The 13,167-nt window shown below is 65.2% G+C and carries 13 protein-coding genes; 5 read left to right on the plus strand and 8 right to left on the minus strand.

Annotated elements, in window-relative coordinates; translation table 11 throughout:
- Positions 1-260 precede the first annotated feature (260 nt).
- Positions 261-656 carry a helix-turn-helix domain-containing protein gene (locus tag G7007_RS06975; RefSeq protein ID WP_181100270.1) on the minus strand — a complete coding sequence of 132 codons (396 nt, stop codon included), beginning with the start codon at positions 654-656 and terminating at the stop codon, positions 261-263.
- A 77-nt stretch (positions 657-733) separates the two neighbouring features.
- Between G7007_RS06975 and G7007_RS06980 the strand changes: the two genes are divergently transcribed.
- Positions 734-1,219: a DUF2938 domain-containing protein gene (locus tag G7007_RS06980; RefSeq protein ID WP_181100272.1), complete on the plus strand. Its 486-nt coding sequence runs from the start codon at positions 734-736 to the stop codon at positions 1,217-1,219.
- A 78-nt stretch (positions 1,220-1,297) separates the two neighbouring features.
- Here G7007_RS06980 and G7007_RS06985 read toward each other — a convergent pair whose 3' ends face one another.
- Entirely contained in the window at positions 1,298-3,460 is a 2,163-nt protein-coding gene (locus G7007_RS06985) for a TonB-dependent siderophore receptor (protein ID WP_258198505.1), read from the minus strand.
- A gap of 237 nt (positions 3,461-3,697) precedes the next feature.
- Entirely contained in the window at positions 3,698-4,360 is a 663-nt protein-coding gene (locus tag G7007_RS06990) for a substrate-binding periplasmic protein (RefSeq protein ID WP_375139480.1), read from the minus strand.
- A 225-nt stretch (positions 4,361-4,585) separates the two neighbouring features.
- On the opposite strand from G7007_RS06990, the gene dnaX reads away from it, so the two are divergent.
- The 3 genes from dnaX to recR all read left to right on the plus strand — a co-directional run bounded on the left by dnaX (position 4,586) and on the right by recR (position 7,734).
- Entirely contained in the window at positions 4,586-6,649 is a 2,064-nt protein-coding gene (gene dnaX, locus G7007_RS06995; protein WP_181100278.1) for a DNA polymerase III subunit gamma/tau, read from the plus strand.
- A gap of 61 nt (positions 6,650-6,710) precedes the next feature.
- Positions 6,711-7,037 (plus strand): YbaB/EbfC family nucleoid-associated protein, encoded by a 327-nt coding sequence (locus G7007_RS07000; protein WP_060394327.1) that lies wholly within the window; start codon positions 6,711-6,713, stop codon positions 7,035-7,037.
- Positions 7,038-7,131: 94 nt separating this feature from the next.
- Positions 7,132-7,734, plus strand: coding sequence for a recombination mediator RecR (recR, locus tag G7007_RS07005; protein WP_181100279.1), 603 nt, complete (start codon positions 7,132-7,134; stop codon positions 7,732-7,734).
- Between the two features lie 310 nt (positions 7,735-8,044).
- Here recR and G7007_RS07010 read toward each other — a convergent pair whose 3' ends face one another.
- From G7007_RS07010 to hemN, 3 genes are all read right to left on the minus strand, one after another.
- On the minus strand, positions 8,045-8,593 hold the full coding sequence (locus G7007_RS07010; protein WP_181100280.1) for an adenine phosphoribosyltransferase: 549 nt from the start codon (positions 8,591-8,593) through the stop codon (positions 8,045-8,047).
- Positions 8,594-8,646: 53 nt separating this feature from the next.
- Entirely contained in the window at positions 8,647-9,381 is a 735-nt protein-coding gene (fnrA, locus tag G7007_RS07015) for a Crp/Fnr family transcriptional regulator FnrA (RefSeq protein WP_181100281.1), read from the minus strand.
- Between the two features lie 165 nt (positions 9,382-9,546).
- The gene (hemN, locus tag G7007_RS07020; protein ID WP_181100282.1) at positions 9,547-10,929 is read right to left on the minus strand and encodes an oxygen-independent coproporphyrinogen III oxidase; all 1,383 of its coding nucleotides are present in this window, start codon (positions 10,927-10,929) and stop codon (positions 9,547-9,549) included.
- Between the two features lie 245 nt (positions 10,930-11,174).
- Here hemN and G7007_RS07025 point away from each other — a divergent pair, with 245 nt between their 5' ends.
- Positions 11,175-11,852, plus strand: a complete 678-nt coding sequence (locus G7007_RS07025; protein WP_308852284.1) for an alpha/beta family hydrolase — start codon at positions 11,175-11,177, stop codon at positions 11,850-11,852.
- 289 nt (positions 11,853-12,141) lie between these two features.
- Here the strand turns inward: G7007_RS07025 and ppnP are convergent, their stop codons facing one another.
- Positions 12,142-12,426, minus strand: a complete 285-nt coding sequence (ppnP, locus tag G7007_RS07030) for a pyrimidine/purine nucleoside phosphorylase (protein ID WP_181100284.1) — start codon at positions 12,424-12,426, stop codon at positions 12,142-12,144.
- A 73-nt stretch (positions 12,427-12,499) separates the two neighbouring features.
- A complete protein-coding gene (locus tag G7007_RS07035) occupies positions 12,500-13,051 on the minus strand; it encodes an exonuclease domain-containing protein (RefSeq protein WP_181100286.1) in 552 nt (183 codons plus the stop codon).
- Between the last annotated feature and the right edge of the window lie 116 nt (positions 13,052-13,167).

Raw genomic sequence — 13,167 nt, forward strand, 5'->3', positions numbered from 1 at the left:
TGAGGCATGTGCTACCGCGTTGGGTGGGTTTGCGGGCCCTGCGGGCCCGATCGCGGCACAGGGGCCGCTCATGGACCGTGATCGCATGCACCACTGCGGCGGGTGTCGGAGCGGCCCCCGCCGGGGCGCCGGACCGGCCGCGATTGGGCCCGCAGGGCCCATGAAATCAGCCACTCCGAGGGTCAGGCCAACCTGCACTGACATCCATTCACGGGACGTGCCCGTGATCGCCATGGAGTGCCACCACGCTCGCGCTCGATCTACCGACGCTTCCTCACCCGCACCGCATCAGCCGACACCTTCAGCAACCGCTGAAAGGTCGGGCAGCTCAGGTGGTCCTGCACCGGGCACTCGGCGGCATAGCGAAGGCCTTTGCCCAAGGCCATCAACCGTCTGGCCGTTGCCTCCAGTTCCAGGGCCTTGGCGACCAGTTGCTGCCGGTCGATCCGAGGCTGGCCAAGCAGGCCGTCGATGTCCTCGAGGGAAAACCCCGCCGCCTGGCCCAGGGCAATCAGCGCCAGACGGTCGATGACATCGGCCGGGAACTGGCGGCGCTGCCCTGGCTCGGCCAGCGACCGAATCAGGCCTTTCTTCTCGTAATAGCGCAACGTCGAGGCCGGGACGCCAGTGCGTTTGGCGACGTCTGCAATGTCCATGAAAAGCCCCTTGACTTGAAGTTGACTTCAACTTCCATGCTGCGTGGTACCTCATCGATACGCAAGGATCACGTGCCATGAACATCACGGCTTTCACACTCGCTGCACTGTACGTCGGCATCGGCGCCACGCTGGTCATGGACCTGTGGGCGTGGCTGCTGCGCCGCCTGGGTGTCCGCACCTTGGACTACGCCTTGCTGGGGCGGTGGGCAGGGCATGGACTGCGAGGACGGTGGCGTCATCAGGCCATCGGGCAAGCCTCACCCGTCAGGTGCGAGCGGGCATGGGGCTGGGGGCTTCACTATGCGGTGGGCATCCTGTTCGCCGGCCTGTTCCTGGCACTGGTCGGGGCAGGGTGGCGCGTGCAGCCGACGCTCGGGGTCGCGCTGGCGTTCGGTGCGCTGACGGTGCTGGTGCCGCTGTGCGTGATGCAGCCGGCGATGGGGCTGGGGGTATTCGCACGGCGTACGGCGACACCTTGGCGCAGTTGCGCACGGAGCCTGATGACGCACCTGTTGTTCGGGGCGGGGTTGTACGCGACTGCCTGGGTGGCGGCGGCGTGACGGGATGCTCCATGCCCTGGCAGCGCTACGGATTCGCCGCTGCCAGGGGGTGGGCCGTGGATCAGCCGCTCAGGCCGATCACAGGGTCCATTTCAGGCTGAACATCACGTTGCGAGGGTCACCGTAGACGCCCTGGCCAGTACCGGTCGGGATGCCCTGCCAATACTTTTCGTCGAACACGTTATTGAGGTTGACTCGGCCGTCCCAGTGCTCGTCGAAGCGGTAGCCTGCCATCAGGCCGACCACGGCGTAGCTGTCCTGTTCGGCATGGCCAAGACCGACACGCTCGTAGGTGCTGCTCTGGGCGAAGACGTCTGCCCCGATGCGCCATTTGTTCAGGTCGCCCGTGAGGTTGTAGGACGTGACCGCCTTGAACAGGTGCTTGGGCTGGTTGGGCGCAAACCGGCTGCCTTGGTAGGTCTTGTCCTTGACGTACTCGCTCATGACATAAGTGTAGGAGGCGGAGAAGTTCCAGTTGGGCGTGATCGCACCGCTCAATTCGGTGTCGATACCGCGACTGCGGACTTCGCCAGCGGCTTCGTAGCAGGTGCGCTGCGTCGCCTGACACGTTGCCGGCTGGTTGGCGATGGCGTAGGCGCGGTTTTCCTGGTTGGTCTCGAACAGCGCTGCCGAAGCGTTCAGAGCGCCGTCCAGGTAGGCGGCCTTCAGACCCACTTCGTAGCTCTTGCCTGTCATGGGCTCGAGTACGGACCCACCGGTGTCCTGCTGGTCCTGCGGTTTGAAGATTTCGGTGTAGCTGGCGTAGGCCGAGTAGGTATCGTTGAAGTCGTAGATCACGCCGGCGTACGGGGTGAATTCGCGAGTCGTCTTGTAATCGCTGTCGCTGCCGATCTTGTCGTAGTCCCACCAGCTCACGCGACCGCCTACGATGACGTGCAGCGGGTCGATGGGATTGAAGCGTGCCACCGCGTAGGCGGCTTCCTCGGTCGTGACGTTATGGTTGGAATAGGAGATGCGATCGCTGAGCGATGGCTTGGTGATACTGCCCGGATCGAAGTGGTAGATGTCGACCGGCGTGAGACCCCAATAGCCCCCTCGCTGGTTGTACTTCTCCTGGCGCCGGTTCACGCCGACCATGAATTCGTGCTCGCGTCCGCCCAGCTGGAAGTTGCCGCCCAGCGACGCATCGACGTTGAACAGGTCGTCGTCGGTGACATAGTGGCCCGAGGCCGTCCCCAGGTCCGCAACGGACGTGTAAGCATAGTCGGACCGGGTGGAACCGAGGTAGTTGGAGAATGTATCCGACTCACCCCAGACTTTCTGCGCCGCGATCTTGCCTTTCCAGCCATTGCTGAAGGTGTGGGTGATGTCACCGAACAGCGTATAGGTGTCCTGGTCCCAGTAGCCCCAATCACCACTGAGGAAGGTCGAGCGCGACAGACCGAGGTTCTCGCCATTGGGGCCTGCCGGCAGGCTGCCCCAGTCGGACTTCTTGTCTTCGCGTTGCTTGGAGGCACCGACCGTGAAGGTGGTCGCATCGCTCAAATCGGCTTCCAGGATCCCGTAGAATGTCTGGCGCTTGGTGCCCCGTACATCAACGAAACTGTCGTTGTCTTCATAGGCCGCGACCGCACGCCCACGCAGCGTACCGCTGTCGTTGAGCTTGTTGGAGACATCGATCTCGGTGCGATAGCGGTCCCAGCTGCCGGCGCTGGTGGTGACACTGGCCTGGGGGATTGCGGTCGGGCGCTTGCGCACCAGGTTCAAGGTCGCGGAAGGGTCGCCAGCGCCGGTCATCAACCCCGTCGCGCCGCGAACGACTTCGATGCGGTCGTAGATGGCCAGGTCGGCAGCAGACAAGGTGTCGAGGGTGAAGGTGCCTGCCGTGGTGGGCAGGCCGTCGTACATCAGGTTGTCGATACGGAAGCCTCGGGCCAGGTATTCGCGACGGTCCGAGCCGGTCCTGCGCAACGTTACCCCAGGCGCCGCCTTGACCACGTCATCGAGGTTGTTCAACCCCTGATCCTCGATGCGCTGGCGGGTGATCACGCTCACCGACTGCGGCGTCTCGCGAATCGACAGCGGCAGGCCCGCCGACGTGCTCATCGACCCCGTGGTATACGACCGTGTCCCCTCGGTCGTCGCCTGCCCGGCCACACCGGCGGTTTGCGCCGTGATCGTGCTCTCGTCCAGTTCGATGACGTCGGCAGCGACGGCCAGCGAACTGGCGGTGGTCAGCGAAATCAGCAGCGCCAGTGGGCGCACAGCAAAGCGATTCATGCTCGAAAGATTCCCCGGGCAAAACCCAAGCGGACCCGCGCCTCGGATGGGGCGGTGTCGAAGTCTGAGAGTGAACGTCCCTTTAAGGCGAAGGCGCCTAGCCGTCGGCGCGAACGGAAGGCTAGTCAATTGTGAAAAAAGTGTAAATAGAAATATTTCACATCCGCGTTTATAGTCCGGATGGCAGGGACTCGCAAACACGAGGGGCATGTGCTAGCGGTGTTCGCTCGTCCGCGTTCAGTCCGCGCGGACAGACCCGGTCCGCGCCAGGTAACGGTGGATCAACCGATCGATGTCCCCCGAGCGCTTCATGCGTTTGAGTTCGGCGAGCACGGCGCGCACCGGCAGGCGTGGATCGTCGCGCACCAGGCAGCCTAGCGCGTCCTCTTCCAGTACATCGAGTGCCTGCAACCGTTCGTCCGGCGGCAGTTGGCGGTTGTACCAGTCGAGCGTCAGCTGATTGCTCACGGCGAAGCGGAACCGGCCGGCCTCGAGCTTTTGCAGTACCAGCAACTGGTTGCGACTGTCTTCGCGGTGCAGCTCGCCGGATTGCCAGGCGGTATCCAGCGCGGGGTAACGAAAGCCCAGCACGGCGCCCACGGTTTCCTGATGCAACTGGGCCAGGGTGGTCGACGTCGCCACGCCTGGCGCGGCCACCAGCACATCACGCTGGATCAACAGAGGCACGCTCCAGCGGTAGGCGGGCGGAATCTGCTCGAGCCAGGTCGGCGCCATGTAGCACTGCAGGTCGACGGTACCCTCGAGCATGGCCTGTTGCAGGCGCAGCCGCGGCATGAGGTGGTATTCCAGCTCGACCTCCGTGCGCTCGGCCAGGGCCTGAAACACCTCGAACAGAATCCCGTCCACCGGCCGATCGTCGCGCAGTTGCATCAGCGGCATGCTCCAGCTTTCCGAAACCGCGATGCGTAAGGTCGCCGTCGTTGCCAGGCAGGGCGCTGCGCACAGCATCAAGAGGGCTAGCAGTCGTCGCACACCAAGGTCTCCCTGGGTAAAGGGGATGGGCCTGGCCCACTGGGAGGAAGACGTGCAGGGCAGGGTGCAATTTTGCCCCCGCTCCGCTAGCATTAGCGCCTCTTCCGCTCGTTCAGGCTGTGGCGTTTTCCCATGAGTTATCAGGTTCTTGCACGTAAATGGCGTCCGCGCTCGTTCCGCGAAATGGTCGGCCAGGCGCACGTGCTCAAGGCGCTGATCAACGCCTTGGACAACCAGCGCCTGCACCACGCCTACCTGTTCACCGGCACCCGAGGGGTCGGCAAGACCACCATCGCCCGGATCATCGCCAAGTGCCTGAACTGCGAAACCGGCATCACTTCGACCCCGTGCGGCACCTGTTCGGTCTGCCGCGAGATCGACGAGGGTCGTTTCGTCGACCTGATCGAGATCGACGCCGCCAGCCGTACCAAGGTCGAGGACACCCGCGAACTGCTGGACAACGTGCAGTATGCCCCGAGCCGCGGGCGCTTCAAGGTCTACCTGATCGACGAAGTGCACATGCTCTCGACGCACTCGTTCAACGCGCTGCTCAAGACGTTGGAGGAGCCGCCGCCCTACGTCAAGTTCATCCTCGCCACCACCGACCCGCAGAAGCTGCCGGCGACCATCCTCTCGCGCTGCCTGCAGTTCTCTCTGAAGAACATGAGCCCGGAGCGGGTGGTCGAGCACCTGACCCATGTCCTCGGTGCCGAGAACGTGCCTTTCGAGGCCGATGCGCTATGGCTGCTGGGCCGTGCCGCCGATGGGTCGATGCGCGATGCCATGAGCCTGACCGACCAGGCCATCGCCTTCGGTGAAGGCCGGGTGCTGGCCGCCGACGTGCGGGCCATGCTCGGTACGCTGGACCATGGCCAGGTCTATGGCGTGTTGCAGGCCCTGCTCGATGGGGATGCCCGCGCCTTGCTCGAGGCGGTACGCGCCTTGGCCGAGCAGGGGCCGGACTGGAGCGGCGTACTGGCCGAGATGCTCAACGTGCTGCACCGGGTCGCCGTCGCCCAGGCCTTGCCCGACGCGGTGGACAATGGCCAGGGCGACCGGGACAAGGTGCTGGCGCTGGCTTCGGCCTTGCCGGCCGAGGACGTGCAGTTCTATTACCAGATGGGCCTGATCGGCCGTCGCGACCTACCACTGGCGCCCGATCCTCGCGGCGGGTTCGAGATGGTGCTGTTGCGCATGCTCGCGTTCCGGCCCGCCGACACCGACGATGCCCCGACGCCCCGACTAAAGACCTCGGGGATCAGCCAGGCCACGGCTGATTCCCCGGAGCCCGTGGCTGTCGCCCCGTCTGCCCCAGCGTCGGTGCCGGCCCCGCAGCCCGATTCCGTGTCTGTATCCACGCCGCTGGAACGCGACGACCCCGACGCGCCCCTGGCGGCCGTCGCAGGGCCGACGGTCAAGCCACGCGTGGCCGCCGAAGTGCCTGAGCCGGCGCCTGCCGATGCCCAGGGATTCCACCCGCCGTGGGAGGCCTCGCCCGAGTCGGTTCCGCCTGCGCCGCGCACCAATGCCGGCCCGCAGGCCAGCCCACCGCCAGTTGCCCCGGTGACGAACGCAGTGCCCTCGCGTGACGACGCGCCGCCGTTCGATCCCGAGGCCTACGACCTGGCGGGCATGACCCGGGATGACGAACCGCCGTCGGACGACGAGGACGACTACCTGGTCGAAACGGACCCGGCCGGCTTCACCTACCTCGACGAACTGGCCGAGCATGTGCATGACCCCGAGCCGTCCAGCGTCCCGGAACCGTCGCCCGCCGCACGCCCGGCCACCGGGCTGGCCTTGCAATGGCTGGAATTATTCCCACAATTGCCTATCTCAGGGATGACAGGCAACATCGCCGCCAACTGTACGCTGGTGGCGGCCGACGGCGATGACTGGTTGCTGCACCTGGATCCGGCGCAAGGCGCGCTGTTCAACGCCACCCAGCAGCGGCGCCTGAACGAAGCGCTCGACCAGCACCTGGGCCGCAGCCTGCGGTTGAAGATCGAACTGGTCCGGCCCGAGCAGGAAACGCCTGCCCAGGCTGCGGCGCGCAAGCGTGCCGAGCGTCAGCGCGAGGCCGAGGTGGCGATTGAAAGCGATCCATTGATCCAGCAGATGGTCCGCCAGTTCGGCGCGACGGTGCGATCGGACAGCATCCAACCGGTCGAGGCCAAGGCGCCCCAGGGCCACTGAACGCATACTCTGTGGCCAGGTACGCCTGGCCGCCCTACACGACACAACCGAGGAATTCCCCATGATGAAAGGTGGCATGGCCGGCCTGATGAAGCAGGCTCAGCAGATGCAGGAAAAGATGGCCAAGATGCAGGAAGAACTGGCCAATGCCGAAGTGACCGGCCAATCCGGTGCCGGCCTGGTCAGCGTGGTGATGACCGGTCGTCACGACGTCAAGCGCCTGAGCATCGACGACAGCCTGATGCAGGAAGACAAGGAAGTGCTCGAAGACCTGATCGCCGCGGCCATCAACGATGCCGTGCGCAAGGTCGAGCAGAACAGCCAGGAGAAGATGGGCGGCATGACCGCTGGCATGCAACTGCCGCCAGGCTTCAAGATGCCGTTCTGACCGACACGGCGTCAGGTCCAGTGGGAGCATCGGCCAGCGCGTCGCTGCTCCCATTTTCGTTGCAGTCCCTCTGAACCACCGACAGGTTGCCCCCATGAGCTTCAGCCCTCTCATCCGCCAACTGATCGACGCACTGCGAACCTTGCCCGGTGTCGGCCAGAAGACCGCCCAGCGCATGGCGCTGCAACTGCTCGAGCGCGACCGCAGCGGCGGCGTGCGCCTGTCCCAGGCGTTGGCCCAGGCCATGGAAGGGGTAGGGCACTGCCGACAGTGTCGTACCTTGACCGAACAGGAACTGTGCCCGCAGTGCGCCGATCCGCGCCGCGACGACACCCAGCTGTGCGTGGTGGAAGGCCCGATGGACGTCTATGCGGTGGAGCAGACCGGCTACCGAGGGCGCTATTTCGTGCTCAAGGGCCATCTGTCGCCGCTGGACGGCCTGGGCCCGGACGCCATCGGCATCCCGCAGTTGATGGCACGGATCGAGGAACAGGGCACGTTCAGCGAAGTGATCGTGGCGACCAACCCTACCGTCGAAGGCGAAGCGACCGCCCATTACATCGCCCAGCTGCTGGCCGAGAAGGGCCTGCCGGCGACCCGTATCGCCCACGGGGTGCCGCTGGGTGGGGAGTTGGAGCTGGTGGACGGCGGGACCTTGGCCCATGCCTTTGCGGGGCGTCGGCCGATTTCGTTGTGAGGGCAGGGTGTGGCGGGATAGGTCCAGCATGCGCCTGCAACGCTGGCCCATCACCCTCCGATGCGCGGGGCTGGCAGCAGTGCGCCTGATGTATTGAATGGGCTGGTTTCATGGGCCCTGCGGGCCCAATCGCGGCCGGTCCGGCGCCCCGGCGGGGGCCGCTTCTACACCCGCCGCGGTGGTAAAGGCGATCGCGGTCCATGTGGGAGCGGCCCCAGTGCCGCGATTGGGGCCAAAGGCCCCACGAAGCCAGGCAACGCGTTAGCGCATGAATGAACAGTCTCCACAAAGACTGCCCACCCTCACGCCCTCAGTATTCGCTGAGCGAAAATTCTGTCAGGCAGAACGTCGGCACCCCGACCGCCTGCAAGCGCTTGGCACCGTCCAGCTCCGGCAGGTCGATGATCGCCGCCGCCTCGAACACCTGGGCACCGGTGCGACGCACCAGGTTGGTGGCGGCCAGCAAGGTCCCGCCGGTCGCGATCAAGTCGTCGAAGATCAGCACCGAGTCGCCTTCGCAGAGGCTGTCGGCGTGCACTTCGAGGAAGGCTTCGCCGTATTCGGTCTGGTAGCCTTCCGACAGCACGTCGGCCGGCAGCTTGCCCTGCTTGCGGAACAGGATCAGCGGCTTGTTCAGTTGATGGGCGATGATCGCGCCGATCAAGAAGCCGCGTGCGTCCATGGCGCCGATGTGGGTGAAGTCGGCCTCTACATAACGCTCGACGAACTGGTCGGTCACGTAGCGCAGGCCACGGGGCGACTGGAACAGCGGCGTGATGTCGCGAAAGATCACGCCCGGCTTCGGGAAGTCCGGGACAGGGCGGATCAAGGCTTTGAGGTCGAAGGTGTCGCTGTGCATGAGGCAGGTATCCTGAAAAACGAATGCGCCAGTATACCTGCTGCCGGACGTGTTCAGGTGTCCATCGAGCCGCCGGCCAGCGCGCAGAGCTGGATCGGGTCGAGAATGTGCACTTCCTTGCCTTCGGCCTTGAGCAGGCCGTTCTGCTGGAAGCGGGTGAACACCCGCGAAACGGTTTCCACCGCCAACCCCAGGTAGTTGCCCATTTCGTTGCGCGACATGCTCAGGCGGAACTGGTTGGCCGAGTAGCCACGGGCCCGGAACCGCGCGGACAGGTTGACCAGGAAGGTGGCGATGCGCTCGTCGGCGGTCTTCTTCGACAGCAGCAGCATCATCTGCTGGTCGTCGCGAATCTCGCGGCTCATCACCCGCATCAACTGGCGTCGCAATTGCGGCAGCTGCACCGACAGTTCGTCCAGGCGCTCGAAGGGAATCTCGCAGACCGAGGTGGTTTCCTGGGCCTGGGCCGACACCGGGTAGGACTCGGTGTCCATGCCGGACAGGCCGACCAACTCGCTGGGCAGATGGAAGCCGGTGATCTGCTCTTCGCCGCCGTCGCTCAGGCTGAAGGTCTTGAGGGCACCTGAGCGCACGGCGTAGACCGAGCCGAAGTCATCGCCCTGGCGGAAAAGGAACTCGCCTTTCTTCAACGGGCGGCCGCGTTTGACGATCTCGTCCAGTGCCTCCATGTCTTCGAGGTTCAATGACAGGGGCAGGCACAGAGGAGCCAGGCTGCAATCCTTGCAGTGGGCCTGGCTGTGGGCGCGCAGTTTGACGGGCTCGGGCATTCTTTTCGGTCCTTGTGGGAAAGCACACATCGGCTGTAAGGGTAACCCACGACCGGACTGTAGGCCAGCGCATGGGACGCCGGGGGGTGGCAGGACCGGGACAAGCAGGTCGGGTCGAGGGCGGTTTCGCCCAGCCCTCCGACGAGGCGTCTCCAGGTGCAGCGTTCAGATGACCTTGGAAAAGCGCTGCAGGTTGCCGTAGTCCAGGTAGGCATCGAACACCTTGCACACCGAGCGCACCAGCAGGCGTCCGGCAGGCAGCACTCGGATGCCTCGTCGGTCGAGGTGGATGAGGCCATCGCCATGCATGGCTTGCAGGGCGGGCCATTGATCCTTGAAATAGCCTTGGAAGTCGATGGCGAAGCGTGTCTCGAAGGCCTCGAACGCCAGCTCGAAGTGGCAGATCAGTTGCTGGATCACGGCACGGCGCAGGCGATCGTCCGGCGTGCAGATCAGACCACGTTGGCTGGCCAGCTGGCCGCTACCCAGGGCGTCCTGGTACGTGGTCAGGTCACTGCTGTTCTGGCAGTACAGGTCGCCGATCTGGCTGATCGCCGAGACGCCCAGGCCGATCAGGTCGCAATGGCCGTGCGTGGTGTAGCCCTGGAAATTGCGCTGCAGGGTGCCATCTTCCTGGGCGATGGCCAGGTCGTCGTCGGGCAGGGCGAAATGGTCCATGCCGATGTAGCGGTAGCCAGCGGCGATCAGTTGCTCGACGGTGGCCTGCAGCATCTCTAGCTTGGCCGCCGGTGAGGGCAGCGCCAGGCTGTCGATGCGCCGCTGCGGCAGGAAGCGGTCGGGCAGGTGGGCGTAGTTGAAGACTGCCAGCCGTTCCGGTTGCAGGGCGATGACCTCGTTCACCGTGCGGGCGAAACCGGCGGGCGTCTGGTGTGGCAGCCCGTAGATCAGGTCGAGGTTCACCGAGCGGAATTGCAGGGTGCGCGCTGCCTCGATCAGGGTGCGGGTCTGTTCCAGGCTCTGCAGACGATTGATCGCCCGCTGCACGGTCGGGTCGAGGTCCTGCACGCCCAGGCTGATGCGGTTGAAGCCCAGTTCGCGCAACAGGCCCATGGTCGACCAGTCGGCCTCGCGCGGGTCGATCTCGATGCCGTAGTCGCCGGAGTCGTCATCGAGCAGGCCGAAGTGCTGACGCAGGCTGGCCATCAGCGCACGCAGTTCGACATGGCTGAGGAAGGTCGGTGTGCCGCCGCCGAAGTGCAACTGCTCGACCGGCTGGGCCCGGTCCAGGTGACAGGCGACCAGCTGGATCTCCTGCTCCAGGCGTTGCAGGTACGGTTGGGCCCGGGCGCGGTCCTTGGTGATGACCTTGTTGCAGGCGCAGTAGTAGCAGATGTTGGCGCAGAAGGGCACGTGCACGTACAGCGACAGAGGGCGCATCGCCCGGCGGCTGTCGCGCAGGGCGTGCAGCAGGTCGAACGAGCCGACCTCGGGGCGCAGCTGCACGGCGGTGGGGTAGGAGGTGTAACGAGGCCCGGCCATGTCGTAGCGACGGATCAGGTCTGGATCCCAACGGAGGTCGTCGAGCATGGGAATGTCCTGGAGAGAGAACGGCGGTAGCGCAGTCTAGGACGTCTGCGGCAGGCGACCTTGATCTGCATCAAGGCCGCCTCGGTGAGTGTCGGCCGCGACAAGCCTGGGCGTGGGCGAGGCCGGGAGGCTGGAAAGCCGAACGTGCGCCGAGCGTAAGGGTTACCCTATGCGCTCGAACCTTGGCCGCGGTCGGTCAGGGGCTGTCAGCAGTGAGGTGGGAGACCGGAGTGAGGGAGCGACAGGTGACGAACGAGGATCTGGCGGCATGGAGTGCCTTGGCGCACGTGCCTGGGCTGCGCTGTGATCCGCCCCGGCAGGCGACGGCGGGCATCGGCTGTCTGATCCTCGCCCACGGTGCCGGTGCGCCCATGGACAGCCCGTTCATGGACACGGTGGCAGCACGTCTGGCCGCCCAGGGGATCGGGGTGGTGCGTTTCGAATTCGCGTACATGGCACAGCGGCGGCTGGACGGCAAGCGCCGGCCGCCGAACCCGCAGACAGTCCTGCTCGACCGCTGGCGCGAGGTGCTGACGCAGGTGCGGACGCACCTGACCGGACCTGTGGCGATAGGCGGCAAGTCCATGGGCGGGCGCATGGCCAGCCTGCTGGCCGATGAGAGGGGCGTCGAAGCGCTGGTCTGTCTCGGCTATCCGTTCCATGCCGTCGGCAAGCCGGACAAGCCCAGGGTCGAACACCTGGCGACGTTACGTACACCGACCTTGATCGTGCAAGGCACACGCGATGCACTGGGCGATCGCGAGACGGTCGCAGGGTATGCCCTGTCGCCTGCGATCCAGGTGCACTGGTTGGCGACGGGTGACCATGATTTCAAGCCGTTGAAGGTGTCCGGGTTCACCCACGAGCAGCATATGCAAGCGGCGGTGGAGCAGGTGGGGGCTTTCTTGCGAGGTCAGGCTTGAAAGGGTGCCTCGCTCGTCGGTGGCTGAGCTGACGCCATCGCGGGCAAGCCCGCTCCCAGAGGGTGCATCGCCGTCGTGTTGCTACCTGCTTGAAACAGGTACCTGTGGGAATCCGTCTGCCGCCAGGCACCGTGCTGTCGTGCAGAGAACATGGCGATGGCGGGCAGTGCTCGGAGGCTGTGTCGCTGATCGATTTGTGGAGCCGGTTGGGCAGCCCGGGAGGGGCTGCTCCACCCGCCGCGATGGCGCCCGGTCAGGCACCACGGCGCCGTGCTTCGCTCACCCTCGTTCAGTCGCGGTACTCGCACAGGTACGCCGTGTCCACGGCCACCTTCAACTGGAACTTGCTGTCGGCCGGCACCTGGAACTGGCTGCCGCGCTCGAAAGTTTCCCAGTCGTCGCTGCCTGGCAACTTCGCCGTCAATGCGCCCGACACCACGTGCATGATCTCGCGCTTGGCGGTGCCGAACTCGTACTCGCCCGGTGCCATCACGCCCAAGGTGGCAGGGCCTTCCTGGCCGGTGAAGGCGATCGACTTGACGGTTCCATCGAAGTATTCGTTGACCTTGAACATGGCGCGGCTCCTGCATGAAGGCTATGAGAGGGCCGGCCAGTATGCCCAAGGCCCAACGCGCCGTCATCTGCTTTCAGGCCTGGGCCAGCGGCAGGCTCAGGGGCAGCAGGCGTGCCGTGTTGCGGGCGTCTTCCAGCGCTCGGTGCTGTTGCCCAGTGAACTGCAAGCCTGCCAGGTGCAATGCGCCGTTGAGGCCGGTCGGCCGCTCCAGTCGTCGAGCCTTGGCGAAGCGCTGCTTGAGGTTGACGTGTGGCAAGGCCCCCAACAGGCTCTGCACGCCATGCACCTGCCACTCCAGCAGCAATTGCCGACGGTCGTAGTCCCCCCAGCTGACCCAACCTTCGAGGCGTGGTTGATGGTGCACCAGCCAGCTTTCGAACTGTGTCCATACCAGGGCGAACGACTCCGCGGTGTCGATGCTGGCCTGGCCGATGTGCGTCAGGTGACGGCAGAAAGTGGTCAGTTGCGGACGCCGACGTGGTCGCACGAACCGCTGGAAATGGTCGACTTCACGACCTTCCCGGTTCACCAGGCTGGCGCCGATTTCGATGATTTCCATGTCCGTGATCGGCCAACCACCCTCGTCGGTGGTGGCTTCCAGGTCGATCACCAGCCAATGGCCCATGGCGAGGCTCCCTTGCAAGACGTGGCCCAAGCGTAGCTGCTGTGGCAGCCAACGCCATTTCGTGGCATTTTGCCGTTGCCCATCGCTCGGCCCTCCAGGGTCGCGCGTGGGCCCTT

The organism is Pseudomonas entomophila (assembly GCF_013523125.1).
GTDB lineage: Bacteria > Pseudomonadota > Gammaproteobacteria > Pseudomonadales > Pseudomonadaceae > Aquipseudomonas > Aquipseudomonas entomophila_B.

Coding starts and splice junctions, on each gene's coding strand:
- G7007_RS06975 (WP_181100270.1), bottom strand. CDS start 656: ATGGACATTGCAGACGTCGCCAAACGCACTGGCGTCCCGGCCTCGACG.
- G7007_RS06980 (WP_181100272.1), top strand. CDS start 734: ATGAACATCACGGCTTTCACACTCGCTGCACTGTACGTCGGCATCGGC.
- G7007_RS06985 (WP_258198505.1), bottom strand. CDS start 3,460: ATGAATCGCTTTGCTGTGCGCCCACTGGCGCTGCTGATTTCGCTGACC.
- G7007_RS06990 (WP_375139480.1), bottom strand. CDS start 4,360: ATGCCGCTGATGCAACTGCGCGACGATCGGCCGGTGGACGGGATTCTG.
- dnaX (WP_181100278.1), top strand. CDS start 4,586: ATGAGTTATCAGGTTCTTGCACGTAAATGGCGTCCGCGCTCGTTCCGC.
- G7007_RS07000 (WP_060394327.1), top strand. CDS start 6,711: ATGATGAAAGGTGGCATGGCCGGCCTGATGAAGCAGGCTCAGCAGATG.
- recR (WP_181100279.1), top strand. CDS start 7,132: ATGAGCTTCAGCCCTCTCATCCGCCAACTGATCGACGCACTGCGAACC.
- G7007_RS07010 (WP_181100280.1), bottom strand. CDS start 8,593: ATGCACAGCGACACCTTCGACCTCAAAGCCTTGATCCGCCCTGTCCCG.
- fnrA (WP_181100281.1), bottom strand. CDS start 9,381: ATGCCCGAGCCCGTCAAACTGCGCGCCCACAGCCAGGCCCACTGCAAG.
- hemN (WP_181100282.1), bottom strand. CDS start 10,929: ATGCTCGACGACCTCCGTTGGGATCCAGACCTGATCCGTCGCTACGAC.
- ppnP (WP_181100284.1), bottom strand. CDS start 12,426: ATGTTCAAGGTCAACGAATACTTCGATGGAACCGTCAAGTCGATCGCC.
- G7007_RS07035 (WP_181100286.1), bottom strand. CDS start 13,051: ATGGGCCATTGGCTGGTGATCGACCTGGAAGCCACCACCGACGAGGGT.